Raw genomic sequence first — 26,642 nt, 5'->3', positions numbered from 1 at the left:
ATGTGTACAAAAAGGAAAGGAGCCCTTACATATGTGTGGTTTTTGCGGCTTTGTAGATACAAATATTGAAAACAAAGAATTAGTACTCACAAATATGATGGATAGCATTGCCCATCGTGGTCCAGATAGCTCTGGAAAGTTTAGTGATGCGCATATTAATATGGGATTTAGACGGCTGAGTTTTCTAGACTTAGAAGCAGGTGCTCAACCTCTTTATAATGAAAACGAACGTTTTGTTCTTACATTTAATGGTGAGATTTATAACTATAAAGACATTAGAGAAAAGCTTATTGAAAAAGGACATGTTTTTAAAACTAATACTGACTCTGAAGTTTTAGTTCATGGTTATGAAGAATATGGTACAAGCCTTTTATCTCACCTTCGAGGTATGTTTGCCTTCGCTATTTGGGATAGAGAAGAAAATACACTTTTTGGTGCAAGAGATTTCTTCGGTATTAAACCTTTTTATTATACTCAAACTGAAGATGGCTTTATTTATGCTTCTGAAATCAAAGCAATATTACAACACCCTAGCGTAAAAAAAGAGCTTAATGAAGAAGCTTTGGAAACCTATTTGACTTTCCAATACTCAGCACTTCCAGAAACCTTCTTCAAAGGTATTTTCAAATTACCACCAGCTCACTATTTCGTTATTAAAAATGGTGAAATGACAACAACACGTTATTGGGAACCTATTTTTAATGAAACTGATGGTACTTTAGAAAACTATGTTGATGCCATTGATGCTCAAATGAAAGAGTCTATCGAAGCTCATAAAATTAGTGATGTAGAAGTAGGATCTTTCTTATCTAGTGGCGTAGATTCTAGTTATGTAGCTAGTTGCTTTGGCGGAGATCATACTTTTACAGTTGGTTTTGCTAATGAAAAGTATAATGAAATCAGCTATGCTGAAGAGCTTTCTAAGGAAATTCACATTCCTAATACGAATAAGGTTATTACACCAGAAGAATATTGGGATGTACTTCCTAAAGTTCAATACTTCATGGATGAACCTTTAGCTGACCCTGCTGCTGTTGCTTTATACTTTGTATGTCAATTAGCTAGCCAAACGGTTAAAGGTGTTCTTTCTGGAGAAGGTGCAGATGAATTTTTCGGTGGATACAATATCTATAAAGAACCTCTTGATTCTGCAAGCTATCGCAAGTTACCAAAAGGTCTCCGTAAATGTTTTGCAAGTATCGCCAAAGCCTTACCTTTTAACTTCAAAGGTAAAAACTTCTTGATTCGTGCAAGCAAGGATATTGAAGAACGCTTCCTTGGAAATGCTTATATGTTCTCAGAAGAAGAACGTAAAAAACTTCTTAAAGTAAAAACATCTGCTATTAATCCATTTGAAATGGTTAAGCCTATCTATGATAAAGTAAAAGATAAAGATGATATTACAAAAATGCAATATGTGGACATGCATATGTGGCTTGCAGGAGATATTCTCCTTAAAGCTGATAAAATGAGTATGGCTCACTCTTTAGAGGTGCGTGTACCATTCTTAGATCGCAAAGTATTTGAAGTTGCTTCTAAAGTACCTGTTAAATATCGTGTCAATAAAGAAAACACCAAATATGCTATGCGCTTAGCAGCTAAACGTAATTTACCACCAGCTGTTGCTAATAAAAAGAAACTTGGTTTCCCTGTTCCTATTCGCGTATGGCTTAAAGAAGATAAATATTATCATATTGTAAAAGAAGCCTTTACTTCTGAAGTAGCAAATAAGTACTTTAACACCAACGAATTAGCGGCCTTATTAGAAGGCCATAGAGCTGGTAAAGCTGATAATAGCCGTAAAATTTGGACTGTATTTATGTTTTTAACTTGGTACAATGTCTATTTTCAAAATGAAGCATAAAAAGGAGGGAATCCATTACATAGTGGATTCCCTCCTTTTTGCTTATTTTAACTCAAGCTCACATTAACATTATTTATTGGCATCCTCAAACTAAGCCACTTAGTTATTTAACTGCTTGAATGCATTTTAAAACTGCTTCTAATTCTTCTAAAGTTGTTGCACTATTAGCACTCTTGTTTAAAGTAATACCATCCCCTGCCTTCCTAGGCACTAGATGTAGATGGAAGTGATATACACTTTGTCCTGCTACCTCACCATTGTTTTGAACGATATTCATACCTTCTGCATCCACAGCTAGCTTGATTCTAGTAGCCATCTCTTTAGCTAAAGGATAAAGTGCCTGAGCTACTTCTTCTGGCAACTCAAATATATCTTTATAATGCTCCTTAGGTATAATGAGTGCATGTCCCGGTGCTGCTGGAAAACGATCCAAAATCACTTTAAACAACTTATCCTCATAAATTGTAAAGGATGGAATATCTCCTTTTATAATCTTACAAAAAATACAATCTTCTTTCATCACATATACCTCTTTCCCATAGGATTATAAAGTCTTAAACACCTGATCTAGTTTTGGTAAAATAGCAAAATTGCCTTTTACCTTTAACTTCCCTAGCATAAAAGCTTTTTGATAAGTAATCTTCTTAGTCAAAATTGACTGAAGCACTTCCTCACTTAAAATCATTTCAACAGTAGGACTTCCGTCTATTTCCTCTTTAAACCAACAGTCCCCATCCTTAATAATAATATAGCCTTCTTCCTCTATGTCTGTTATATGGTATCTTAATATTAAATCTAATTCTTTATCAAATTGCGCTATGAAATAGTGTGGAATCTGTTGTAAGCGTTTACTATTAGCATTGGCCCCTAAAAATTGAGGAGGTCTCGTATAAACACCTGTGCTAAATTCCTTAAATCCCTCTTCATCTACTTCTCTTTGAAGTAAATTAGCTATTTCTTTTATAGTCTGCTCTTTTGTAGATAAATTAATAATGTGCTCTGACTCATCTCTTTTTTCTACATCAGTATCAATCTCTGTGCTCACCTGTTTCTTATTAGCTTCTTCTCGTATTAAATCTGCAAAGCTTCTTATTTCTACTGGTTTTTCTTTCTCTATTTCAGTTGTTACCGACGGTTCTTCTTGAATAAGATGACTTAAATTTCCTTTCTTCATCCCATAAAAAATGAAGCGCTCACTCGATATAACATTCATACGTTCCTGTTTAACTAAACGATAAAAATCTTCTACCTCTCGTTCTAATCGCTCTTGCATCTGAGTCATATCCGTCTGTTTATTAAAAAATAATTTTCCACCATCTGTGCCTCCCAGAATATTCCAACACCTTAGCATCAAATTCGCAGCTTCTTGTTCACCTAACCATCCACTATAGGTAACAGCCAATAGTGGTTTATTAAAATGGTAATCTTCATATAATGTAGCCGAATCAAAAAAACTTTGCATTGCACCATGCATACTTAGCATAGGAACCATAGTCATCGCAATAACACCTTTACTCTCAGCAATAGTCTGCATTACCTTTTCTATTTCTTTGTTTTTCTTCCCATCAAAGTAGGGTAATTTATTAAGCTCTATCTTATGTACTTCAACATCTAACTCCTTTAAAACTTTCAGTATGATGTTTAAGCTATATATTAATGGTTCTGGGGTACACTGGGCAAGTAATAAGGTGATTTTCATAGTGCACTTCCTTTCTTTTGTATAAACAGCTTATTTTAAGGCCCATAATAAAGCTTCCAGCTCCTTATGAACCTTAGAAATATCCCTTGATATGTTTTTATTATACGCATATTAATATAGAGATTTCAATAAAATTATATGGTTTATATTATTCTCCAAAGGTAGTTCATCATAATACTAGAAATTCCTGTGCTTGTGGTAGATAATAAAATTTTAATTCTTCTACCTCCCAATAAACATAAAATAATTTACGTTTAATAACAGCATGTAGTATATCTCCTACTCGTAAATATTTATAAGTAGGATACTCTAGTAGCAGTTTATATGGTTTACTTTGTCCCAATTTATTTAAAATAACTTGTCCCCCTTCTTTGCATTCTTGAACTTCAAAAACGGCTTGTTCATACGTAGTAGCAATGTCTGTATAATTATTTTTTTTCTTCTTTTCTTTGTATTTGTCTAATGCAATAATAATAGGATTAACCGAGACAACTGGGTCTTTAGTCATTTTCAAAAGCATATTTTTGGCCTTATATACTCTCATATATTCTTGTCCATAGCTTTCCAAAATAGTAGGAGTCTCTACCTCCTCTTGTTTATTTCTTTTCTTTATATAATAATATATATCATGTATCGTATAAATAATCTGATAAGCTTCTACATCACTCAAATACTTTTTGTTACGAGGTAACCAATAGAGCAATAACTTATCGAGCATCTGCCTATCTAAATCTTCTTCTCGTATATCTAAACCACTATTAGTAATGTATTTACAAAAAATCTCAATTCCTGCTTTTTGGATATCATAGATATAAGAGTTTTTTTTAATATCTTGTACATATTCTTCAATACGTTCTAATAAATGCATATACTCCTCCATAGGTATAATCGTTATCATTCGTTGTTATAGTGTATACACATGCTATAGCTTTTATACCTATATCTGGAAATATGTTTTATTTAATTCAATTATATTTTGCAAAAAAAGAACTCTATAGTCACCTATAGAGCATAAAGGGATTGATATGTTATACTTACGTCAAATCAACTGGATATATTTTTTTCCACACCTATATCCACATTTATATTAACACATCTGTGAATAACTGTCAATATTTTATTCCTTATATTTACAAGCTTCTATAGTTAAAAAAATATATTATCCACATTATTAACATCTTTTCAGATTATTTTTCTACATGTGTTATCACCATATTTATTAAACTTATCCACAAATTATCAACACACCTATATCACCATTGATATAATATACATTGTAATAATCCCTGGAATTCCAAGTAGACTTGCAACGCCCATAGTTAACAGATTAATACCTATAGCATAAGTCGGTAATAATCCATTAATACAATAAATAATGATAAAACCTGCCACTCCATTAATAATAAAATTAAAAATCTGTTTTCCAAATAGTATCCATACTAAAATAGCAATACATATTCCTATACATATAAAAATCACTAAATCCCCATTCATTGACTTCCTCCATGTATGCTTCTAAGCTTGTATATTTTATTAATATGCCTATTTTATTAATTTAGACTATTTACGGTATAACGTTTTTAATTTTTTTATTAGGTAAGTATATTTGGCTTCTGTGGCCTTATAGGAATAGCTATAATAATCTACCAGATCTGGATCTACTACATTTTCAAATCCTTCTAAAGTTGCTGCTAATTCTTTTTGCACATCACAAATTTCCTTTTCTATAGCCTTATTTTCTTCATGTTGCACTTTTTTATTGTTATTATCCTTATTCATTAGGCACCTCCTTTATTTAAGTATGACCTAACGCCTATAGCCTTATACACACTCATAAAAATAAAAACCAGATTACTTTAAAGTGTAATCTGGTTTTTATTTTTATGAGTTAAGAAGTTGTAATACTTGTTGTGGTCGTTGATTAGCTTGTGCTAACATAGCTGTCGCTGCTTGAGAAATAACATTATATTGTGTGTAGTAAGCCATTTCCTCTGCCATATCCGCATCTTGTATACGTGATAACGACGATGTCATATTCTCTTCGCTCACCTGAAGATTCGCTGTAGTATGCTCTAACCTATTTTGATATGCGCCTAATCTACCTCTCATTAAAGATGTTTCCGTTATGGCTGCGTCTATTCTTGCTACCGGATTACTGGTATTATCAAATGTTAAAAAGCTTTGACTTACCTTTCCTAAACTACCACTTTTGATAGTAGTCATGGTTGTATCATCACCAATAGGTAATGAATCCGCGCTTATTTGTTGTCCTGCTACATCATTACCAACTTTAAATATTAACTTTTCTCCTGCTTTTACTGTAACAGCCTCTGTTGTTCCATCCTGGGTAATATCAAAGTTTACATCTTCTTTTAGTTTAATACTTACGACACTACCAGCTTTTAATTTTATATCTCCTGAAGAAAAATCTACCACTTGTCCATCTATACTTACTTCACTGCCCGCTGGAATATTAAATGCTCCCGGTGAAGTTAACCCACTTTGTACTCTATCCATGCTAACACCCGTTAAATTGACTAATACATTGGCTAAATTAATACCATCTCCATTAATATCCATACATTGGTCTTTATTTGCTCCTATATGTAATGAAAACTTATCATAACTTCCATCCAAAAGGTTCATCTTATTAAATTGTGAACGTTGTTGCATAGATTCCATTTCTTCTATTAACTGATTAATCTCATTGATAGCTGACTCTTTATCTTCCGCACTATAAGTTCCATTTGAAGCTTGTACAGTAAGCTCTTTCATTCTTTGAAGCATACTATGCACTTCATTCAACGTTCCTTCAGCTGTTTGAATCATTGAGATACCATCCATCGCATTACGATTAGCTTGCTCTAATCCTTTTACTTGTGTACTCAATTTTTTAGAGATTGCCATTCCTGCTGCATCGTCAGCAGAACTATTAATTCGTAATCCTGAAGATAAACGTTCCATCACTTTAGCTGTTGTGTTATTAGCTTTTGATAAACTTGTTAAAGTTCTAATAGCTGACATATTGGTATTAATTTTCATTTTTCCACATCCTTTTATGTAATTATGCTTTAAATCCCCTGTTGGGCTGTTTCATACTTAACTCATTTAAATCATTAGGACCGTAGGTAAGCCCTGCATACACGACTTCTGCATTATCTATACATGGAGAGGATAGCTTTTCTTCTTGTGTCGCTTGCTTAAAACCCTCATAAATCTTACTTATAATCTTATATGCTTCTTCTATAGGTTCCGCAGTTTTTGCATTTACTAATAAACCTTGTACATAAACATAAATTCTAAATAATTCTTTTGATAGGTCGAATTCAAAATTAAGGTCTCCAACTAGCATTTGTATAATCTCAATAGATTTTTTTAATTTCTTTTCTCGTTCTTCCCCTGTATTTCCCTCTGCTGCTTTTATATTTTCTAGCAGTATTTCATAGGTAATACAAAGTAATTCTCCCCTTGAAGCATTAGCTATGGTAGATACTGTAATCATTATTTTCGCTCCTATCTGTCTCTTCAAAATAGCTGATAAATTGCTTTACTACATCTAATATATCGTCTTTTTTTCTAGTTTCCTTAGCCTGCTTTTCCTTATTCTTACTTATGTTAGACTGCTGCATAGCATCCTCCCCTATATCATTTCCTCAAAGTTGCTATCACCTCTTTTTAAAGGTATTGCACTCATCTTATCAGGCTCTACTTCCGTAGCATAAGCCGTATATTCTACGTTATATCCAATTTGTGTTAAGAGATTCATTAATGTTTCACCATGAGCTTCTAGTTTATTGGTAACACTTTCAGTTTCTCCCTCTACTTTATAACCTAGATGATCATCTTTTATTTCTATGTATGCTTTGACCATCCCAAGATTTTTTGTTTGATAGCTAATAATAGCTTTGGTATGTTGCCCTGATTCTACAGAGTGATGTGCATCCTTATGAACATAAAGATTAACTAATCTTTGCTCTCCATTGATCACAAACGGAATCTGATATAATCCTTCTTTATCTATTAATTGTCGTTGCAAATGACTTGCTTCCTCTAATTGCTTATACTGCTTATACTTAAGTAGGTCGCCTGACAAAGTGGCTACTTCTTGTTCTTTCTTTGCCGTTTCTTCTAATTTCAAAAGCTCATCTTCTATCTCATCTAAATGCTCTGGTAATTCGTCTTTTAACATACCTGCTTCATTCAGTAAATCTCCATACACCGTAGGTTCATGAGTTATTTTGTCCATCCAATAAATATTAGATAAGGTTAAAGGAACTTTTTGTTCTATCATCTTTTCAATAACCTCTGGTTCTACATTTTGTACAGCTTCTAATTTATCTAGAAAACTCTTTGGCAAGGTTGATAATCCTTCAAAACTTCCCACTTCTTTTTTAAATTGCTCTTTAATATAGGGATATAATAATGCGCTCATCTTACTTAGTTTATTGATATTACCTTCTGACACAGGTAGTTCCATTTCTTCTAATTGCTTAATAAGCTGAGCTGCTTTACTCGTTTGTTCACTCTGCTCATTGATTAAATTCTTGGCTGATTGTTTATTATATTGTAAATTCTCTAACTCCCCAAAATCATCATCGATATTTACTTCAATATGATTCTTGTCTTGTATGTAGCGGGTAGCCTCTTGTAATTTTTCTATAGTAAGCGGTAAATCATTTTTAAACAAGTATCCTATCACTTCTTCTTTATGCTTTGTTACACCTTGTAAAATACGATATAATCCAATCATTACTTCCTTTTGTTCACTATTTATTTGCTTTTGTTCTTGTAATGCTACAATTGTTTCTGCTGTACTTACCTTTAGACCTTCTAACTTTTCCTTACTCATCCATGTTAACAAAGTATCTACTGATGCATAATAAGGATTCATTCCTTCTTTAATAAAAGCTGCTGCTTGGATAGGTGTCATGTCTTCTAGAAAGGTAGTAAGTTTAGTAACAATACTTAACACTGAGGTTATATTCTCAGAACTTACTTCCATTCCATTTGTAATAAGTGCTTTTGCAGCCTGAATTGTTTCAGCTGTTACCTCTATATTTTGCCCTTCTAAAAGGCTTTCAATTTGGCCTTCTACTTTCTTAATAGTTTCTCCAAACCTTTTTTCTACTGGTGTTTCATTTTCACTATAAGCATTTAAAGCACTTTTTACCTCTGCTAAAACAGCTGTTTCTTGACTGTTTAATTCGATATGAATCGTCTCCATAGGATAACGTTTCATGTCTATAACAGTATCTAAAACTTCCGTAGTTGCTGTTATATTAGCTTCGTTTACTTCTAGGCCTACTTGGTTAAGTGCAGCAATCACTTTTTGTTCTTGTAACTGCTGAAGCTCTTTTGCAACAACACTCAGTTCTGCACTTTCTAACGGTAACTTTTCACTTATTTTCTGAGCTGCCTCTAAAGTAAGCTTTGCTCTAATTTGATTAATTTGATCTTTAATTTCAGTCACTGCTTGGTCCATATTAATGACTTCTTGATTCTGCATCGTTCCATCTGACAATACTGATTCAGCTTCTGCCGACTTAACATTTTGTACTTCTACAGCTGATGGTCTTGCTGCTTGCTGCTCCTTTAATATGGCTTCTGTGTTTTTATAAATACTTTCTCTTAAATTAGTAATATTAACGTCTTTACCCTCTTCAATAAGCTTTTCGATATGCTCATCTGTAACCATGCCTAAATCATCTGTAATACGATCTATCTGATAAGGCTCATATTGCACTGCATTGTCCTGGAGTAACTCACGATCTCCAGAAGCTTCCGCCTGAGGTTCCAAGGCAGCTACTGCTGCTTTCATATTTTGAAGCTTTAATACATCTTGCTTACTAACATCCATCCCACAACTCATTAGCGCCTTAGCTGCCCAAGTATTTCCTTCGTTATTAGGAAGTCCGTTCATTTGGAGCACACTAGCTATATCTGATTTACTAAAATTTGTGCTTACTTTCTTTAAATTTCCTTTAAAATTATTGGTATATAAATTATTAATAGTGATAGGTTCTTTACTTATTAAAGTATTTAAGTACATTGAATCGTTAGCTTGTTGAATAACACTGATTTTATCACTTACCTTTTTAGATTCGCTTTCCTGTTTCTTCGTATCTTCACTTTCTTCCTTGGACATATGACTATTTTCCAGTCCTCTATAAGCCTTTGAATCATCAATTAATAAAGATTCTAAATTAAATCCTCTTTTATGTAGTTCATAAATATCTTCTTCTCTTAAATCAAATTGATTCTTTAGTTGACTTAAAAGTTCATTATCTACTTGCTTTGTATCTTCTTCTGTATAAGTATAGCTTTTAATCTGCTCTATCACTTCTTGAAGATTAAAACGTTTAGGCTCTGATGATTTTTCATTATTCTCAACTACCCCCTGCATACCAATTGGGGTATAAGTGCTATAACCTAATTCCTTTATTCCTTGGATCATATATCCACCTCACCTTTGTGCTACTTATATAGTATGTCGTCACTAGAGCGCAAAATCTTTAATCTTGTAACTACATAGTAAATCAATGTACATACTATAGTCGCACTTACTAAACCTAGTAGATATGTTGTACCTCCTAAATAATAATAAGGCACCATCAAGTAAGACAAATATTTAAACCATGTTTGCATACTACTCATATCTACTACAATGGGACAAAATAAAATAGCTGCAATAATACAAATGGGAATCATCGAAAACCACAATTCACTACTAGAAACAAGCTCACTCACCAATAACACTAAGGCGGCCAAGCATAGAATATAAGCTATTAATAACCCTACTTCTTCTCCTAAATCTAAATAAATGATTTCTTTTCCACTTAGTTTAATAATAATAAGTGCTAGGATTCCTACTATCGTTTGTAATGAAATATGCGCACCAACAAGCGGTAAATCAGGATTCAACTTACCTTTTCCTATAGTGCAAAAGCGGCTATAAATTTTCCCTTTTCTGTCTTCAATTAATCTAACTCCCATGAGCAAACTACTCATCATTAAAAATATCGCCATCAACCCTTTCGCTATCCTTAATATACCTTCTCTTTTTTGCACAGTTGCACCAATGACCTTCGAGTCTCCTTGAACAAAAACAATTTGCATTAACTCGCCATCGGCATAATAATCTTCCACCTGCTGATGAATCCAATTTTTTAAATCTATCTCTACTTGCATATAAGATTTACCTTTTAATGTCATGTATGCAATATCTTCTGCCACAAGACGATATATCGTCGCTGTTACTACTTCTTGAAGGGGTCCTTGAGCCATAGTAGCCGGAGAAGTAATGACTGTTATTGCCTTTTCAAAACTCATATTCTCCTTTTGTTCATCAATAATAGGCTTAATAACAAATCCACATTCAACTTCATTAGTAGCTACAGCTTTTTCTAAAATCTCCACTGTATCATACTTTATAAAGTTAATCCCCTTGTCTTCCAGTAAAATATCCGAAATACGATTTCCTAAGATACTATCACTCCAAAGACCTGCTTTTAGGCTTCCTTCATCTATGTATGCTTTACCATAACTCACAATCAAACTCATTAAAATAGGTAAAATGATGAGTACTACCATATATGCTTTATCTCTTAAAAGTTCTTTTAATTTTAGTCTAAGGGCCACACAGTAAAATCTCATCCTCTCACCCCTCTTCTTCTAAGCATACCAATACCTACCATTAAGCATGCCGCAATCATTATGACTACTTTTATATATGCTATCGGCTCACATGCAACACCTACTAAAGGCTTTAACAGTTCTAACGCATAATCATTATACGTAAATCTCCCCATTTCATTAATTGCTTCTGGCAAATAGGCTGCTGGAATAATCCCTCCAGATAAAAATGTCATAACCGCTACAATGACAAATATAAATAAGCTATAAGCTTCTTTTCCTTTGAGCACCATACCTATTATCACACTTACACTTGCCAAACTAATAGCTCCTAATATAATGCCAAATAATCCTTGAATTGAAAAATGCCAATCGATTTCTAAACCAATCATCCTCGATAGCACAGCTACACTCCCCAGAATAATGCCGCCAGCTACTAAGTTAAATAAGCTTAAGCTAATTACTTTACTCACTATTAATTTTTCGGGTTTTAATCGAACCACACTATATCTCATTAAGTTTTCCTTCTTATTAAGAGGCTCTATAACCTCCATAATTAGTATTAAACTTAAAAGCATCATAGCTATAAAGCCTGATAAAATATAGTGTTCTAACGGTGCCATATTTTTGGTAGCTACTACTTCTTGTTCTTCAAACAACTGATGACGTCCTAACATTTCTTTAGCAAAAATAATATTAATTTCTTGCATTAATTTTTCAAAGCTAATACCATCATCTGTGCCAAAAGTTTCATAAGCATCTAAAGTTGTATAAATACCTACTTGAGCTGCAGATAGGAGTTTAGCTGCTGCTGAAATCAATTCATCTGCTACTATGCTTTCTAATAAAGTACCATCTTTTTTCTCAATCGTGAGGGGTGTATTCACCCCATTCATAATATCCTCTACAAAATGCTCTGGAATAGTAATAATGGCGGTTACTTGGCCTCGTGATAACTTCTCTTTAGCTTCTTCTTTAGGTAACACTTCAATATCGCACAGCTTTGTGACAGTCTCCATTTGATTAACTGTATCAATAATCATATCCGTCCACTTAGAAGCTTCTAAATCTACAATAGCCAATGTAAAGGGCTGCACATTTTTATTAGCATAAAGTATCTGACTTCCTGCCATGCCAATTGCTAAACATAAAATAGACATTTGCATAGCAAAAAACAATAACTTTTTATAGTGTACTGCTAATACCTTAAGGTCTGTTTTTATACTAATCCTTAACTGTCTCATGCTAGTAACCTATATACCATTTCATCGAAAGTACTACACTCTTTATTCTCTGTTCTTAATTCAGCTAACTTAGCTTCTTTAATAATGGTCCCCTCTTTTAAAATACAAACTCTGTCACAAAGTCGTTCTATCTCATCTCCAGAGTGACTGGTGTAAATAATCGTTTTTCCTTTTTGTTTAAGCTCCAATAAGTAATCAATGACCTCATTTTTATAAATTATGTCTAAAGCACTACAAGGTTCATCTAAAACGATATACTGAGGATCATCTATTAGTGCAATTCCTATATTTACACGTTTCTTCATTCCACCTGATAAATGCTTTACCTTTTCTTTTAACATATCTTCTAGACCTAATACTTCTTTAAAATAAGCTGTATGCAAGATTTCATTTATATGCTTATTGTGAGCTGCAGCCCAAAACTCCAAATTATCTTTTACTGTTAATTCTTCCATTAATGCATTATCTTGTGGTACATAGCCAATTTTCCCTTGAATAGATCTTTCTCCATTAGTTGGTTTGAGTGCACCTACCATAATAGATAATAAAGTAGATTTCCCTGAACCATTAGGTCCTATAATGCCCAAACACTCACCTTCTTCTATCTTTAAATCTACTCCCTTTAAGACTTGCTTCTTACCATAATTCTTTTTTATACCTTTCATCTTCAACATACGTTTCCCCACCTTTAATCATTTTACAAAAAAGGCTGTTGCATTACCTATGCATCAGCCCTCCTATAACCTATTTTGATTTACTGAAAAGAATATATTATATCAAGTACGCTAAGCTTAATTAATACCTTGCCAACTTTATGAATTAGCATTATTTTCATTCCATGTTATTACTTTTAAATTCATGATGCCATTAGCCTCTATCTCTTCTTCATATTTATCTTCTAACTTAAGTTGCATTTCTTTTAAAGCAGCTTTAGTGATATCTTGATCTACATCCCCTGCATAATTAAGTGCATCACGACGTGCAAGTCTCATAATAAGTTCTTCCCAAAATACACGTGTTTCATATTCGTCTATATATCCATTAAAATCTTCATCTTCATATTCACGAGTTGGTATATATTCGCTGTACTCTTCATCGTACTCTGCAATATTTTCTAATCCATATTCTTTAGCCTTAGATAAAAAGAATTGTTCCATATTGGCATATTCCTCAATTTTTTCTTCTTGACTTCTCATACTGTTAATAAGAATATTCCCAGCATATACCATATCTAAAAGCACCTTGAATTCTTCTTTTGTGCATTCAATTTTCATTTTTATTTCCTCCAACTTTTCTTGCTAAATATTATTCTTCTAGTCTACAAAAGTTATTAGCTGTTGTCTAGCCTAAATACCCTCATCTATCAGGCATACTTCTCCTCCTGTAACCTTTCCTCTAATTGATTTGGCATCAGTGGTTTACTAAAGAAATAGCCTTGTATAAAATCACAACCTTTTTCTTTTAAAATAGATAACTGCTCTTCACTTTCTACTCCTTCTGCTACTACGAGAATATCAAGTGTGTGTGCCATTCCAATAATACTATCAACTATTTCAGATAAAACTCTGCTTGTTGTGATTTCATCTATAAACGATTTATCAATCTTTAAAATATCTAGTGGAATGCTACGCAAATAATTAAGGGACGAATAGCCTGTTCCAAAGTCATCTAGCGCTAATTTAATTCCCATCTTCTTAATCTCACGGAATAAGTTTATACTTTTTTCCACATTTTCCATAAAAACAGATTCTGTCACTTCTAACTTAATAAATTCAGGTGGAATTTTAGCATTTTGTACCATCAACTTAAGTTTATCAATAAAATTTCTATCCTTCATTTGTAATGAAGATACATTAATGGTTATACTTAAGCTTTCATATCCAACTAATCTATAATAACTTAATTCTCTTAAAGCATTTTCTATAACCCAATCACCTGTGGGAATAATAAGTCCCGTTTCTTCTGCAACAGGAATAAACTCACCTGGTGATATAAAACCTAACTCATCATCCTTTAACCTTAATAAGGCTTCTGCCGCCACTGTTTTTCCAGTCTTAAGCTCTATTATAGGCTGGTATTGTAAATAAAGCGTATTCTTTCCTATCGCTTCTCTAAGAGCACCTTCTACTAAAAGCTTTCTATCCAATGACTTTGACATATCTGGAGCATAGAAGCTATAGCTGTTTTTACCATTATCTTTCGCTTTATACATGGCTGTATCTGCATTTTTAAGAAGTATATCCCCGCTTGTCCCATCTAACGGATACAAAGCAATACCGATACTACATGTAATGTGAATATCTTTTCCATCAATACGAATTGGATCTTGAAATATATTAAGAATAGAATATACCATTTCCTGAATTTCACCTAAGTCAGAAACACTGGTTTTAAAGATAACGAACTCATCTCCTCCAAAACGACTTATGAAAGAATCTTGTGGAATAATATGTCTAAGTACTTTCGCTACGTAATTTAGCAGTTTGTCTCCCATCTCATGGCCTAATGTGTCATTAATTTTCTTGAAATCATCAAGATCTATAAATAAGAGAGCTGCATCTTTAATAGCTTCACCAGGTGAGAGCCACGTCTCTAAACTCTCCATAAAGGTCTGCTTATTTAAGCATCCTGTTAAAACATCAAAAAATGCTAATTTTCTAACACGCTCCTCATTAGCCTTATTATCTGTAATATCCGTTAATATACCAATCAACTTATCTAATTTGCCATTTTCACTTCGAACAACATGTCCTTTACATAATAGCCACCTATGTTCATTCTTCATATAAAGTTCTTGACTAAAACTATCGGTCCTTCCTTCTATACACCCTTTCAGCACTAACATAAATACTTCTATATGATGAGGCTCTAACGTATTCTTAATAACATTAAAAATTTTAATGTTATTACTACTATACCCCACTAATTCTTCCCACTTCTCTGTAGCAAAAAAAGTCTTGGTTTTAACATTATACTCCCAAATCACTTCTTCAATGGCATTTAGGGTCGTTTTATATCGTTTCTCGCTAATCAGAAGCGCTTCTTTACTCCTTGTTAATTCCTCAATGTTATTTTTCAATTCGGCTTGAGTGGCAGATAATTCTTCACATACATGATTCAAATCACTATGACTTTCTCCTAGACTTTTTAGCATTTGATTATAATGCTTCGAAAGAACACCAATTTCATCATTGCCTGCATAAGAACAAATCTGACCAAAATCACCATCTGACGCATGACTTATTATTGTAGTGAGTTGATCTATTGGCCTTGTAATCTTCTTAGAAATCTGCATACTTGCTATACTTACGATAATAACAAGTACAATAATACTCATAATAATGAGTAAAAATTCTATTACTGCTTGTTTTTCTATCTCTTTTACGTTTTGAACAACACAGATAATCCAATCTATATCTCCTACAATATAAAAAGAACCATATTTTTCTTGTCCTTTATATGTATAAACACCTGCACCATGATTTTCTTCTTTATCATAAGCCTCTTTAATCATCTGCCTCATCCCATCACTCACTAAAGCCTCCCCTTCTTTAATAATATCCGGGTGAGCAATAAAATTTAGCTTTTCATCCAATATGTAAGCATAGCCTGTTTGTTCAATTTTAATATTCTTACTAAAATCACTAAACCAATTATTAAATATAACTTGGCACACTGCTCCGATAACTTCATCGTATTCATTTTTTACCGGTACAGTGATATTAATAACCTTACCACTTTCCGTATTAGAAAATAAAATGTCCGAAAAAACAGTTTCGCCTTCTAATACGTTTTCGTACATCTCCTGATCTTTTAAAGTAATCTGTTCCGATTGCTCATTACTATCAATAAAGATGTTTCCCTCTTTATCAATCAAAAAAGCCTCATATATATCTTCATTTGTACATACTTGTTTCAAAAGTTCTTTAGCCTTCTCTACCTTCAAGCTACTCATCCTAGTAGCGTTACTTTCTTTTTCATTTAATGCATCTATAATACGCTCATCTGTGGCTAATACTTGTACACGGTACTCTTTAGCTTTTATTAATGCCTCTAAAGCTCTTCCTTCAGAAGTAGCTAATTGTTTAATATTATTTTCACTTCTCCTAATCAGATTATTAGCCGAATATAGATAGATAACAACAGCTAAAATAAGTAGCGGCACACAAATTAAACTTATCATTATTAAAGGTAATTTTTTCTTAATTTGCATCAGACCACTCCTTACACTATTTTTTATAGTATAACATACAGAAAAGTAATATAAAATGAAAAATACATTTTATTAAAATATTCTAACTTAAAAACACCTTATTTATTTAGTTAATTAAATGCAAAAAGAGATTATTAAGTTTTCTCCTTAATAATCTCTTTTCACTACATTTCACGTCTACCTTCTAACGCTCTGGTAAGTGTAATTTCATCTACATACTCCAAATCTCCACCTACTGGTACACCATGAGCTATACGGGTAATTTTTATACCAAGGGGCTTTAATAACTTACTAATATACATAGCTGTTGCCTCGCCCTCAATATTAGGATTAGTGGCAATAATCACTTCTTCGATGGCTTCCTTTTGGATACGCTCTAAAAGCTCTTTAATCTTGATATCACTAGGACCTACTCCCATCATAGGCGAAATAGCACCATGTAGTATATGATACAGCCCTTTAAATTCCTTCGTTTTTTCATAAGCTGCCATATCTCTCGGGTCTTCTACCACCATAATTTGACCATTAGCCCTATTAGAATCCTTACAAATAGGACAAAGCTTATCATCTGTAATCGTACAGCATTTCTCACAATAGTTAATATGCTTTTTAGCAGCTACTAAAGTATTTGCTAAATGTTCAACTTTTTCTACAGGCATACTAATAATATGAAAAGCCAAACGTTGAGCAGATTTACTTCCTATTCCCGGCAATCTTGATAACTCTTCTATAAGAGCTACCATCTTATCTCCATAATAGCCAGCCACTAGAATAATCCTCCAGTTGGTAAACCTCCTGTAAGTTTGCCCATTTCTTTTTGACTAAGTTCATCTGCCTGACGAACAGCTTCATTTACTGCAACAAGTACTAAGTCTTCTAATGTTTCTACATCATCTGGATCTACTACATCTGGGTTAATTTTTATAGATTTGATTTCTTTTTTACCAGTAATCACAACTTCTACCATACCACCCCCTGCTGTTGCAGTAAGTTCTTTGGTTTCAAGAGCAGCTTGTGCTTCTTCCATTTGTTTTTGCATTTTTTGTGCTTGTTTCATAAGTTGTTGCATATTAGGCATACCGCCACCAAAATTTTTCATTCTTTCTTCCTCCTAAATAACACTATATTATGGTATCTATTTTACCTTATTTAACTTCAATATTAAAGTTTATTTTTGATTGTACGTTTCTTAACACCTTGGAAATATCTTGAACCTCTTCTGAAAGCTTAGGGCTAGAACCATATGTTTCAATAGATTTATTAGCATAATCATCGGCTGATATAGTTCTTACTTTCACTTCTTTACCTGCCACTTGATTAATAGCCTCTTTAATTTCATCCAGATACTTATTGACCCCAGCTTCCATTCCTTTGCGATATACAATATAAAGGAGGTCACCTTCTATATAGCCAGCTTCAGCTGTAGCATAAACCGTTCTAGCTGCTGATGTAGTCCCTAGCTTACTTACAATTTGAGGCCACTTATCTCTTAAACTCTTCACCTCTTCTGGAACAGCTTCTGGTAGTTTATGTGGCACTATCTCTTTTTTAGGAGCTGCTTGTACCACTTGTACTGGAGACGCTACCGAAAGACCTTCTTGCATTAATTTCTCTAATTTTTCTTCAAGTAATTGTACTTTTGTCATCATTCCTTCTGGAGAGCTATCCATCTGTACTTCACTCAGTTTAAGAAGTGCCACTTCTAATAAAATCCTAGGAGATACTGACGTACGCATTTCATACTCTAATCCACTTAAATGCTTCATATAGCGCATGAGTTCATTAGTACTTATATCACTCGCTTGCTTTTTAAGTGCCTCAATATACTCTAAGCTATAATCCAGTACTTCTACTCCACCCTTAGTTGTTTTGGCAACTAAAAGGTTACGGCTATGCTCTAGTAAATCACTTACAAACTGCCTCATACTTCTGCCTTGTCTATTAACCTCTTCACAAAGTTCTAAAACCTTTGTAGCGTCTTTACCTGCAATAGCATCAATCATTTCAAACAGTATATTACTATCTACAGCTCCAACTAGATATAATACTTTATCTAACGTAATTGTTTCACCAAAATAAAATGAAATACTTTGCTCTAAAATACTAAGTGCATCACGCATACCACCATCAGCCAACCTTGCAATATAAGCCAGTGCTTTTTCCTCTATGTCAATTTTCTCTGTTTGCATATAGCTAATAAGTGTTTCTTCAATTTCTTTAGCTGAAATACGTTTAAAATCAAAACGTTGACATCTAGATAAAATAGTAACCGGAATTTTTTGTGGATCAGTTGTTGCTAAGATAAAAATGACATGAGCTGGAGGTTCTTCTAATGTCTTTAAGAGAGCATTAAAAGCACCTGTAGAGAGCATATGTACCTCATCAATAATATATACTTTATACTTGCCCACAGCTGGTGTATATTTAACCTCTTCATTAATTTCACGAATATTATCTACACCATTATGTGAAGCCGCATCTATTTCTATAATATTAATACCTGCACCATCACTTATCCTCTTACAAGTTTCACATTTACCACAAGCAGAACCATTCACTGGCTCCTCACAGTTAACTGCCCTAGCAAAAATTTTAGCAATAGAGGTTTTTCCCGTCCCTCTACTTCCTGAAAACAGATAAGCATGAGCCACACGATGTGAATTTATTTGGTTTTTAAGTGTACGCACAATATGCCCCTGTCCTACTACGTCATCAAAAATATAGGGTCTGTACTTCCTATATAAAGCTAAGTAACTCATGTTTTCTCCTTTCTTTATTGACTACCAAATTTTCATTATGTCTTATTATACCACAATTTAAAGTGTTCTAATACAAGAAGTAGCTTTTTAACCACGGAGCCAAGTTCCTTTTTTTACCATTTGCCATAATATATATAGTATCACTTTAATGATTGAGGTTGTTTACTATGTTAGAATCTGCTTTACTTGTTACTTCACTTTGCATAGATGCCTGCATTGCTAGTTTTGCTTATGGTACCAATAAAATTAAAATTCCAGTCCTTTCTGGTTTGATCCTCACAGGAATTTCTACCCTATTTCTAATTATCTCTATCAGTCTTGGCTCTATTATTAAAGGGTTCATTCCTGCAAACTTAACTAGTTTCATTTGCTTTGGCATTTTATTTATTTTAGGTTTTATGCGACTTTTCGAAGGTCTACTCAAGCAATATTTAAATAAAAAAGCAATTTCACCAGGAAATATCGAGCTTACCCTTCTTAATTTCAAATTAGTACTTAACGTTTATGCAGACTCAACTCTTGCCGATATTGACCATTCTCAAACATTAAACGCTAAAGAAGCTCTTTACCTGGGTATTGCTCTTTCCCTAGATAGCTTAGTGGTAGGTTTTGGTGTAGCCTTAGCCTCTATTAACCTTTTACAAATTATAGTTCTATCAGTCCTTTTTAACTCAGCAGCCATTATACTAGGTGGAATTTTAGGACGTAAATGCGCAGAAAAACTTAGCATAGATCTTTCTTGGCTAGGTGGCGCTACACTTATCTTACTTGCGCTATTAAAAATTTTTTAATCATTATCTCTTAAGGAGTACTACTATTTTTGTAGTAGCGCTCCTTTTTAGTAGCTGTGGAACACTTAACTTCTATAAAGGAATATGAACATTAGATCTTCTTTTTATTCATATGTTAAATAAATATTCATACTGAATTTTTAATGAAATATTATATCCATCCTATAATCTATTATTAAACACCTGTATTGCTAGATTAAATAAATTGTGATATATTTTATTTAATCAAAATATGTATATTTTATGATATTAATTTAACGGAGGTACTCCTGTGAGTTTTTTAGATAGTATTTCCCCTAATCACACTTCTAGCAATTTTAATATAATATCTCTGAATATTAACACACATTTATTAGGTTGCTGCAATAGATTAAGCGTAGTTATTATTGAAAAAGGCATTGGATCAGTCTTGATTAATGAACAAGTCGTTTCTATAACTAGTCCCATGATTATCTGTTTAAATGAAACTGAAAGGCTTCATTTTACCTCTGCCTCAAATCTTATTGGTAAAGTAATTTCATTTCATCCGAATGCTATTAAAGATTACTTTACACTAGAAAATATTAGAACGTTAGATCATTCCTTCTCTGTAGAAGATATTAGATATATTATGAGTTTATCTATTTTCTTTAAAAGGTCTAAAAATTATACTGGGCACCTCTCAACTTCTGAACCAGTTTTAAAACATTTGAATAAATTGTTAGAAACTATTTCAGCTACTGCAGAGCAACCCGTCCTTTTATCACTACGATTATCGGAATTCTTAACTTATATTGAACGTTTGGTAAAAACATATTCGATTTTATCGGAATCACTTATTGCTGAAACTTCTTTTGAAGTTAAAGATGTTCTTTTATATCTACATAATAATTATAAACAAAAGATTACCATCCCCGATTTAAGCAGATATTTCCATGTCAATCGCACTACTCTTAGCGATCGTTTTTTCGAGGCTACTGGTGAAACTATCATTACCTACTTAAACAAGCATCGCATTAATCTTTCTGCCATTTTGCTTAGAGAGTCAACACTATCCATCTCGGATATCGCAGATGAGGTTGGATTTAATGATACTGCTTATTTTGCTAAATTGTTTAGAAAGTATATGCATCATACGCCTTCTGGATACAGACAGAGATATTATGCTCTTTCACAATTACATAAGGTTGACGAAAAAGCTGAGTTTTAGGACTAAAACTCAGCTTTTTCTTTATTTTGCATACAAAAAAAGACTAAGCTCTTTTGCTTAATCCTCTTACTTCATATTTATAATTGAATCCGTGCACTTCGCTTCGACAAAAAGCCATATACGTTACCTTAACAGTTAACTCAGACTAGGCAACCTCACGGCACATAAGCGATCTTACTTAGTGCTGCTTCCTTCCGGACCTGACACGGTTCATAAGTGCTTATTGCGTAAGACCCAATCCTCATCGCCACTTATTAAGGGCAGACTATACAAATTCCTGCCTCAGACGAAGCATCACCCTTGCTATAGCGGGTTGCAAGTACAGGGCACCGCTACCTCCCCGGCTAGCACGGAAATTTTTTGACAAGTATCTGTCACAGGTATTAGTATACCTTCTTTCATGCTATATGTCAACGTCTCTCTTTTTCATTTTCTTAAGCTAAAGCTGCTTTTATTTTCTCATAATGTTTTTCTGATACATTTTTCATTACTTGAACAATAGCTCCCATAATTAAACCTGCATTAAAGTGTGCTTCATCAGCAGGGAAAAACATAGATACAACAACACATTGATCCTTTGTTAATACATATTTTACGGTTGGTAATTCTAAATTGCATTCATTTAAGCAGTCAAGAATTGCTGCGTTTCTTTCCTCAGGTATTTCATTCATGAGTAATGATTGCACACCTAAGTAGACTGTATCATTAATAGTAATAACTACTTGTTTTTTATCTTCTCCCATCGGATAAATACTTCTAAAGAAAATAGTATCATCTTTTTCTTCTTCCTTAAACATATTAACTGTTTGTGTTTCAATCATAAAATCTCTAAGCATTCTTGCTTTCTTGTGTCTTGGATTTGCTGCCATAATTCCCCTCCGATAATTTTATTTTTTTTGTCTCATCTGCTTAAAATAGTTTTTTAGTAACTGACTTGCTTCTTCTTCACAAACACCTTCTACTACTTCACAACGATGATTGAGCTCATCCATCTGCAATATATTTAATACAGAGCCGCCAAAGCCAGCTTTAGGACTACGTGCCCCAAAAACCACTCTAGGCAGCCTAGCTTGTACAATAGCACCGCTACACATAGGACAAGGCTCTAAAGTAATGTAAATAGTACACTCTTCAAGTCTCCAATCCTTTATATGCTTACAAGCCTCATTAATAGCCATTACTTCTGCATGAGCTAAGGCATTTTTATCTGTATTTCTTCTATTATGCCCTCTCCCTATAACCTGCTCCTTGTAAACAATAACAGCTCCTATAGGTGCTTCATCTAGGGTAAATGCCTTTTCAGCTTCTATTAATGCTTGTTTCATAAACTCAATATCTTTTTCCATAGTATCTCCTCTTCTAAAAACCATTTTCAATGATCTCTAGGTACTTTAAATTATATATTTAATTTGCTATTGTTTCCATAGTTATTTTCAACAAGTATAATTTTTTGTATTATGTTACATCCTACTTTATATCATAGACAGGTGGTGACCCCATGATTTTATCAACTGACTTAGAAAAAAACATACAAATGTTTCGTGAATCTCTACCTTTAGGAGAAAGCTTTGATGTCTTAGAACGCAAAATTACTGTTCACGAAACTACTTTTTATCTGTACTATTTAGATGGTTTTGCAAAGGATACTAACTTAGAATATGTTCGTCGTGATATGACTAATCTCTCTGCTGAAACCTTCAAAACTATTCAGTCTGCCAAAGAGCTTTCTGAAAAGGCAATTAGTTCTATCGAGGTATCTACTGATAACAATATAGATAATCTTATCATTGCTGTTCTTTCCGGGCAAACTGTTTTACTCGGTCCCCATTATGCAGAAGGCCTCATTATTGACCTTCGTACTTATCCTGCCCGCGGTACTGAAGAACCTGCTAAAGAAAAAGTATTACGAGGCTCTCATGATGGGTTTGTTGAAACATTAATATCTAACACAGCTTTAATCCGTAGACGCATCCGTGACCCTCATTTGGTCTTCGAAATGGAAAATATAGGTGATGTATCTAGAACAGATGTTGTTGTTGGTTACATGCGTAATAAAGTGGACAAAAAAACGCTTTATAAAATCAAACAAACTATTAAAACACTTAATGTTGATGCTTTAACTATGGGTGATCAAAGTCTAGTAGAATCTGTACATTCTTACTCTTGGTTTAATCCTTTTCCTAAAGTTCGTTACACAGAAAGGCCTGATGTAGCCGCTGCTCACCTCATGGAAGGAAAGGTAATTATTCTTGTTGACAATACACCTACCGCACTTATTTTACCAACCAATATATTTGATTTCATGCAATCTGTGGATGATTATTATTTACCGGTTCTAACTGGTAATTATTTAAGGCTTATTAGGTATCTTGTATTTATTACTAATCTTCTTATTAGCCCCCTCTTCGTTCTCCTAACAGACAATCCAGGATGGATACAAGGTAGGGCTGCTGAATTCTTATTGCCTGATGTACCTTATGTGATTCCTATTTTCCTTCAATTTGTCATATTAGAAATCGCACTAGATGGACTTAATCTAGCTTCACTTAATACACCGAGTGCTTTGGGCACCTCTTTATCTATTATTGGCGGACTTATTTTAGGTGACTTTGCTGTAGATACTGGTTGGTTTATCCCGCATACTATTTTATATACAGCCGTTATCGCGCTTTCTAGCTTTACCCAAACAAGTATAGAACTTACCTATGCTTTTAAGTTTTCCAGATTACTACTTATTATTTTAACAGGATTGCTAGGTACTACTGGTTTCATCATTGCTTTAGTTATTATTATTACAGTCATTGCATGTACGAAAACCTTTACTAATGAGCCCTACCTATATCCTCTCATTCCTTTTAACGGGAATGCTCTTTACCACTTACTTTTTAGAACTAGAATCTGTACCAAACAATCCATTGGTAATAAGAAAACAAATTAATTAGCAAAAGCCTTTTATAGTGTTTCACATAACACACTATAAAAGGCTTTTGCTAATTAAAGGTAATTTACTACCAATGGAAAATAATAGGTTTTACTACTATACGCCATATATTTCCCCCAAGAAGTTAACAATAACATCACTATGGAAAATAATACAAGAAACAGTTCAACTAAACAAATACTTTTCAGACGATTAGCATCTGAATGAGCAATTTGTATTCCTGCTAAATACTGTAAATACACACCTAATAACTGTGCTCCAATAAAAGCAGTTATAGATAACATAGGTATTCTGCTACACATATTGGCCAAAATAACCCAAATATGTATATATACAGACAAATTGATAACTTTGAAAAAAGATATTTCCCCTTTTGCAAGCCAAAATATTACTTTAAGAAATATAACAAATATTAGTATGGATGCAATAACTTCTGCGAACATAATAATTGAAAAAGTATTTCCCCTTAAAAGCTTACTACAAATACTAAGTATTGCTGCAACTAATAACTGCATTATATCTATTTGATTATTACTTGCTATTTTATTTATTACACTTTTAGGACAAATCAAGGTGAATAGATAAAGCCTATGCTCCATCATCTTTGAGTCGTCCTGCCTTTTATTCTCTTTATTCATTTTCCCCCAACTTCCTAATGTTCTGTTTTGCTCTTCATTACACTTCTCTATTCGCTCTAGAAGTAAAACTATCTTTATCCTATCTATTTAACCTTTATTCCGTTTTAGAGTCTTCTATCTCCACAGTGATTTTCAAATCCCCAAGTCCAAATAATGTTTTTATCTCCACTACTTTTTCATTTAGCTTCTTCGTAAGATTATCTCTTTCTACTGCTATCCCCTTTAAGGCCTCTTGATTATCGTCATATCCCATTTTTTCTTTAATAGCACTTACTTCATCCTCTAACTGATTAATTGTCTGCTGCAGCGCTGTTCTTACTTCTACTTTTTGACTTCTTTCTCCTTGTAACGTTGCTATATCACTTAATTCCCTACTAGAAACTTCTACATAATAAGGGTATTCATTACCTTTATTATTTACCTTGGTTCCTTTTAAGTAAATGTCTACATAATAGACTCCTTCAGATAAAAAGCTTGTCTCAGAAAGCTTTACAATATACTTTTGCCCTGATGGTTTATAGTTACCAAAAATGCCTTTCTTAGGAATGGAAGCTTCATATTCATTATTACCTGTTCCTGAAGATTTTTCAATATAAAGCGCCATATAAGCATAGTCAGTTAAATCTCCTAATTGACTATCTATACCACTAATTTCATTATTCAAAGTTGCTAGTTCGCCTTGTTTGCTTTCTATATCTTTTAAACTCTGTTCTATTTGAACTTCTACAGCTTCTTTTTTATTCTTAAGATCAACTTCCCTTGTATCTAATTCTTTATATTGATTACGTACTAGGTAAATTTCACTATATAAATTATTAAACTTAGTATAGGTTCCATCATCCAGAATTTGGGTTTTATTTAAAAATTCAACCCATACTCTTAACTGTTCACCTTCTATTGATTGGCCTTTTAAAGATTTGAAAATATTTTCTTTAGCATTTTCTGAATTTAACTTACTAAAAATAGTAGCCTTTTTAAGTTCGTTCTCTTCTCCTGTTAAAGCCAGAATCGGATACAAATCAAATTGAAACTTTTCAAATGGTAGTGTCTTAGGATATATACTTAAAATCTTATACATATGATCTATAAAAGTGGTATCTACCTTTGCCACCGCTCCATAATACATGACAAGGCCTTGTTCTAAATCACTAGTTTCCATTCTTTTTATATAATTTTGTATACTTGAATGATCTAAATTCTCCATAAGTGTTTGCATTAAGACATCTGTTGTCGGTATAAATAAATTCTTTTTATTATAGCCTTCAATAACTTCTAATTTTTTCTCTGACGTAAACCGTTCAAAGTAGGTTTCAAAAAATTGACGACTTTCTTCTGACATTTCTTTTTGTTTTAATAAATACTCTATTCCTTGTGAAAAATACCAATCTGCTTGGGCATCACTATTTTTCACACTATCCTCTAAAATACTGATAATTCCCGTTGTATTGCCTTGCATTTTATAAGTCATAAATTGTAACACATGAAGATTAGCAGTAATTAGTCCTATAAGTACTGCTACAATAAGACCTGCCAATAATACCCATTTATATCGATTAAACTCTTCTTTTATTCTTTCCATTTTTTACTCCTTATATCACTAATCCTTTGATTGTTCCTAGCATTATACTATTTTTTCTTTTATTATACAATTCCTCTTTAATTAGCTAGCGAG

At 33.1% G+C, this 26,642-nt stretch carries 25 protein-coding genes and 1 other RNA gene; 4 read left to right on the top strand and 22 right to left on the bottom strand.

Annotated elements, in window-relative coordinates; genetic code table 11:
- The first annotated feature begins 31 nt into the window (after positions 1–31).
- Complete coding sequence (gene asnB, locus EKH84_RS07935; protein WP_127065891.1) at positions 32–1,864, top strand: asparagine synthase (glutamine-hydrolyzing); 1,833 nt, start codon at positions 32–34, stop codon at positions 1,862–1,864.
- A gap of 103 nt (positions 1,865–1,967) precedes the next feature.
- Here the strand turns inward: asnB and EKH84_RS07930 are convergent, their stop codons facing one another.
- The 17 genes from EKH84_RS07930 to dnaX form a co-directional block, all read right to left on the bottom strand.
- Positions 1,968–2,384, bottom strand: a complete 417-nt coding sequence (locus EKH84_RS07930; protein ID WP_013656077.1) for an HIT family protein — start codon at positions 2,382–2,384, stop codon at positions 1,968–1,970.
- A gap of 24 nt (positions 2,385–2,408) precedes the next feature.
- On the bottom strand, positions 2,409–3,563 hold the full coding sequence (locus EKH84_RS07925) for an SCP2 sterol-binding domain-containing protein (RefSeq protein ID WP_127065889.1): 1,155 nt from the start codon (positions 3,561–3,563) through the stop codon (positions 2,409–2,411).
- Between the two features lie 169 nt (positions 3,564–3,732).
- Positions 3,733–4,431 (bottom strand): hypothetical protein, encoded by a 699-nt coding sequence (locus tag EKH84_RS07920; RefSeq protein WP_127065888.1) that lies wholly within the window; start codon positions 4,429–4,431, stop codon positions 3,733–3,735.
- 380 nt (positions 4,432–4,811) lie between these two features.
- Complete coding sequence (locus EKH84_RS07915) at positions 4,812–5,057, bottom strand: pro-sigmaK processing inhibitor BofA family protein (RefSeq protein WP_127065887.1); 246 nt, start codon at positions 5,055–5,057, stop codon at positions 4,812–4,814.
- A gap of 66 nt (positions 5,058–5,123) precedes the next feature.
- Positions 5,124–5,342: a DUF2508 family protein gene (locus EKH84_RS07910; RefSeq protein ID WP_127065886.1), complete on the bottom strand. Its 219-nt coding sequence runs from the start codon at positions 5,340–5,342 to the stop codon at positions 5,124–5,126.
- Between the two features lie 102 nt (positions 5,343–5,444).
- Positions 5,445–6,605: a flagellin N-terminal helical domain-containing protein gene (locus tag EKH84_RS22475; RefSeq protein WP_243118654.1), complete on the bottom strand. Its 1,161-nt coding sequence runs from the start codon at positions 6,603–6,605 to the stop codon at positions 5,445–5,447.
- Positions 6,606–6,627: 22 nt separating this feature from the next.
- Complete coding sequence (locus EKH84_RS07895; RefSeq protein WP_127065885.1) at positions 6,628–7,065, bottom strand: flagellar protein FliS; 438 nt, start codon at positions 7,063–7,065, stop codon at positions 6,628–6,630.
- Positions 7,040–7,192 carry a hypothetical protein gene (locus EKH84_RS21955; RefSeq protein WP_190283538.1) on the bottom strand — a complete coding sequence of 51 codons (153 nt, stop codon included), beginning with the start codon at positions 7,190–7,192 and terminating at the stop codon, positions 7,040–7,042. The genes EKH84_RS07895 and EKH84_RS21955 overlap by 26 nt, the downstream gene beginning before the upstream one ends.
- An 11-nt stretch (positions 7,193–7,203) precedes the next feature.
- Complete coding sequence (locus EKH84_RS07890) at positions 7,204–10,017, bottom strand: DUF6240 domain-containing protein (protein ID WP_127065884.1); 2,814 nt, start codon at positions 10,015–10,017, stop codon at positions 7,204–7,206.
- A gap of 20 nt (positions 10,018–10,037) precedes the next feature.
- The gene (locus EKH84_RS07885) at positions 10,038–11,216 is read right to left on the bottom strand and encodes an ABC transporter permease (RefSeq protein WP_127065883.1); all 1,179 of its coding nucleotides are present in this window, start codon (positions 11,214–11,216) and stop codon (positions 10,038–10,040) included.
- Positions 11,213–12,439 (bottom strand): ABC transporter permease, encoded by a 1,227-nt coding sequence (locus EKH84_RS07880; RefSeq protein WP_127065882.1) that lies wholly within the window; start codon positions 12,437–12,439, stop codon positions 11,213–11,215. The genes EKH84_RS07885 and EKH84_RS07880 overlap by 4 nt, the downstream gene beginning before the upstream one ends.
- The gene (locus tag EKH84_RS07875) at positions 12,436–13,113 is read right to left on the bottom strand and encodes an ABC transporter ATP-binding protein (RefSeq protein WP_127065881.1); all 678 of its coding nucleotides are present in this window, start codon (positions 13,111–13,113) and stop codon (positions 12,436–12,438) included. Before EKH84_RS07875 ends, EKH84_RS07880 begins: the two co-directional genes overlap by 4 nt.
- A 138-nt stretch (positions 13,114–13,251) precedes the next feature.
- Positions 13,252–13,713, bottom strand: a complete 462-nt coding sequence (locus EKH84_RS07870) for a hypothetical protein (protein ID WP_127065880.1) — start codon at positions 13,711–13,713, stop codon at positions 13,252–13,254.
- An 89-nt stretch (positions 13,714–13,802) separates the two neighbouring features.
- Entirely contained in the window at positions 13,803–16,652 is a 2,850-nt protein-coding gene (locus EKH84_RS07865; RefSeq protein ID WP_127065879.1) for an EAL domain-containing protein, read from the bottom strand.
- Positions 16,653–16,816: 164 nt separating this feature from the next.
- The gene (recR, locus tag EKH84_RS07860; RefSeq protein ID WP_041713446.1) at positions 16,817–17,395 is read right to left on the bottom strand and encodes a recombination mediator RecR; all 579 of its coding nucleotides are present in this window, start codon (positions 17,393–17,395) and stop codon (positions 16,817–16,819) included.
- A gap of 23 nt (positions 17,396–17,418) precedes the next feature.
- The gene (locus EKH84_RS07855) at positions 17,419–17,751 is read right to left on the bottom strand and encodes a YbaB/EbfC family nucleoid-associated protein (RefSeq protein ID WP_013656062.1); all 333 of its coding nucleotides are present in this window, start codon (positions 17,749–17,751) and stop codon (positions 17,419–17,421) included.
- Between the two features lie 46 nt (positions 17,752–17,797).
- Positions 17,798–19,411, bottom strand: coding sequence for a DNA polymerase III subunit gamma/tau (gene dnaX / locus EKH84_RS07850; RefSeq protein ID WP_127065878.1), 1,614 nt, complete (start codon positions 19,409–19,411; stop codon positions 17,798–17,800).
- Positions 19,412–19,578: 167 nt separating this feature from the next.
- On the opposite strand from dnaX, the gene EKH84_RS07845 reads away from it, so the two are divergent.
- Positions 19,579–20,202: a manganese efflux pump gene (locus tag EKH84_RS07845; protein ID WP_127065877.1), complete on the top strand. Its 624-nt coding sequence runs from the start codon at positions 19,579–19,581 to the stop codon at positions 20,200–20,202.
- Between the two features lie 271 nt (positions 20,203–20,473).
- Positions 20,474–21,391 carry an AraC family transcriptional regulator gene (locus EKH84_RS07840; protein WP_127065876.1) on the top strand — a complete coding sequence of 306 codons (918 nt, stop codon included), beginning with the start codon at positions 20,474–20,476 and terminating at the stop codon, positions 21,389–21,391.
- Positions 21,392–21,480: 89 nt separating this feature from the next.
- Here EKH84_RS07840 and ffs read toward each other — a convergent pair.
- The 3 genes from ffs to tadA form a co-directional block, all read right to left on the bottom strand.
- Positions 21,481–21,744: signal recognition particle sRNA large type (gene ffs / locus EKH84_RS07835), an RNA gene on the bottom strand.
- Between the two features lie 81 nt (positions 21,745–21,825).
- Positions 21,826–22,260, bottom strand: a complete 435-nt coding sequence (locus EKH84_RS07830) for a hypothetical protein (RefSeq protein WP_013656058.1) — start codon at positions 22,258–22,260, stop codon at positions 21,826–21,828.
- A gap of 18 nt (positions 22,261–22,278) precedes the next feature.
- On the bottom strand, positions 22,279–22,737 hold the full coding sequence (tadA, locus tag EKH84_RS07825; RefSeq protein ID WP_127065875.1) for a tRNA adenosine(34) deaminase TadA: 459 nt from the start codon (positions 22,735–22,737) through the stop codon (positions 22,279–22,281).
- A gap of 152 nt (positions 22,738–22,889) precedes the next feature.
- Here tadA and EKH84_RS07820 point away from each other — a divergent pair, with 152 nt between their 5' ends.
- Positions 22,890–24,329: a spore germination protein gene (locus tag EKH84_RS07820; RefSeq protein WP_127065874.1), complete on the top strand. Its 1,440-nt coding sequence runs from the start codon at positions 22,890–22,892 to the stop codon at positions 24,327–24,329.
- Positions 24,330–24,385: 56 nt separating this feature from the next.
- Here the strand turns inward: EKH84_RS07820 and EKH84_RS07815 are convergent, their stop codons facing one another.
- Together EKH84_RS07815 and EKH84_RS07810 are read right to left on the bottom strand one after the other, a co-directional pair.
- The gene (locus tag EKH84_RS07815) at positions 24,386–24,970 is read right to left on the bottom strand and encodes a hypothetical protein (RefSeq protein ID WP_127065873.1); all 585 of its coding nucleotides are present in this window, start codon (positions 24,968–24,970) and stop codon (positions 24,386–24,388) included.
- Positions 24,971–25,064: 94 nt separating this feature from the next.
- The gene (locus EKH84_RS07810; protein WP_127065872.1) at positions 25,065–26,549 is read right to left on the bottom strand and encodes a hypothetical protein; all 1,485 of its coding nucleotides are present in this window, start codon (positions 26,547–26,549) and stop codon (positions 25,065–25,067) included.
- Between the last annotated feature and the right edge of the window lie 93 nt (positions 26,550–26,642).

Origin of the sequence: Cellulosilyticum sp. WCF-2 (assembly GCF_003990395.1) — a bacterium.
Classification (GTDB): Bacteria; Bacillota; Clostridia; order Lachnospirales; family Cellulosilyticaceae; genus Cellulosilyticum; species Cellulosilyticum lentocellum.
The sequence above is the reverse complement of the archived record's forward strand: the minus strand, read 5'-3'. Positions and strand labels throughout refer to the sequence as shown.

Bases quoted from the DNA above. Each gene is read 5' to 3' on its own strand.
- EKH84_RS07885 (WP_127065883.1), bottom strand. From the start codon at position 11,216: ATGAGATTTTACTGTGTGGCCCTTAGACTAAAATTAAAAGAACTTTTA.
- EKH84_RS07865 (WP_127065879.1), bottom strand. From the start codon at position 16,652: ATGCAAATTAAGAAAAAATTACCTTTAATAATGATAAGTTTAATTTGT.
- EKH84_RS07845 (WP_127065877.1), top strand. From the start codon at position 19,579: ATGTTAGAATCTGCTTTACTTGTTACTTCACTTTGCATAGATGCCTGC.
- EKH84_RS07895 (WP_127065885.1), bottom strand. From the start codon at position 7,065: ATGATTACAGTATCTACCATAGCTAATGCTTCAAGGGGAGAATTACTT.
- asnB (WP_127065891.1), top strand. From the start codon at position 32: ATGTGTGGTTTTTGCGGCTTTGTAGATACAAATATTGAAAACAAAGAA.
- recR (WP_041713446.1), bottom strand. From the start codon at position 17,395: ATGGTAGCTCTTATAGAAGAGTTATCAAGATTGCCGGGAATAGGAAGT.
- EKH84_RS07915 (WP_127065887.1), bottom strand. From the start codon at position 5,057: ATGAATGGGGATTTAGTGATTTTTATATGTATAGGAATATGTATTGCT.
- EKH84_RS22475 (WP_243118654.1), bottom strand. From the start codon at position 6,605: ATGAAAATTAATACCAATATGTCAGCTATTAGAACTTTAACAAGTTTA.
- EKH84_RS07815 (WP_127065873.1), bottom strand. From the start codon at position 24,970: ATGAATAAAGAGAATAAAAGGCAGGACGACTCAAAGATGATGGAGCAT.
- EKH84_RS21955 (WP_190283538.1), bottom strand. From the start codon at position 7,192: ATGCAGCAGTCTAACATAAGTAAGAATAAGGAAAAGCAGGCTAAGGAA.
- EKH84_RS07870 (WP_127065880.1), bottom strand. From the start codon at position 13,713: ATGAAAATTGAATGCACAAAAGAAGAATTCAAGGTGCTTTTAGATATG.
- EKH84_RS07930 (WP_013656077.1), bottom strand. From the start codon at position 2,384: ATGAAAGAAGATTGTATTTTTTGTAAGATTATAAAAGGAGATATTCCA.
- tadA (WP_127065875.1), bottom strand. From the start codon at position 22,737: ATGGAAAAAGATATTGAGTTTATGAAACAAGCATTAATAGAAGCTGAA.
- EKH84_RS07920 (WP_127065888.1), bottom strand. From the start codon at position 4,431: ATGCATTTATTAGAACGTATTGAAGAATATGTACAAGATATTAAAAAA.
- EKH84_RS07880 (WP_127065882.1), bottom strand. From the start codon at position 12,439: ATGAGACAGTTAAGGATTAGTATAAAAACAGACCTTAAGGTATTAGCA.
- EKH84_RS07910 (WP_127065886.1), bottom strand. From the start codon at position 5,342: ATGAATAAGGATAATAACAATAAAAAAGTGCAACATGAAGAAAATAAG.
- dnaX (WP_127065878.1), bottom strand. From the start codon at position 19,411: ATGAGTTACTTAGCTTTATATAGGAAGTACAGACCCTATATTTTTGAT.
- EKH84_RS07855 (WP_013656062.1), bottom strand. From the start codon at position 17,751: ATGAAAAATTTTGGTGGCGGTATGCCTAATATGCAACAACTTATGAAA.
- EKH84_RS07810 (WP_127065872.1), bottom strand. From the start codon at position 26,549: ATGGAAAGAATAAAAGAAGAGTTTAATCGATATAAATGGGTATTATTG.
- EKH84_RS07820 (WP_127065874.1), top strand. From the start codon at position 22,890: ATGATTTTATCAACTGACTTAGAAAAAAACATACAAATGTTTCGTGAA.
- EKH84_RS07830 (WP_013656058.1), bottom strand. From the start codon at position 22,260: ATGGCAGCAAATCCAAGACACAAGAAAGCAAGAATGCTTAGAGATTTT.
- EKH84_RS07875 (WP_127065881.1), bottom strand. From the start codon at position 13,113: ATGTTGAAGATGAAAGGTATAAAAAAGAATTATGGTAAGAAGCAAGTC.
- EKH84_RS07890 (WP_127065884.1), bottom strand. From the start codon at position 10,017: ATGATCCAAGGAATAAAGGAATTAGGTTATAGCACTTATACCCCAATT.
- EKH84_RS07925 (WP_127065889.1), bottom strand. From the start codon at position 3,563: ATGAAAATCACCTTATTACTTGCCCAGTGTACCCCAGAACCATTAATA.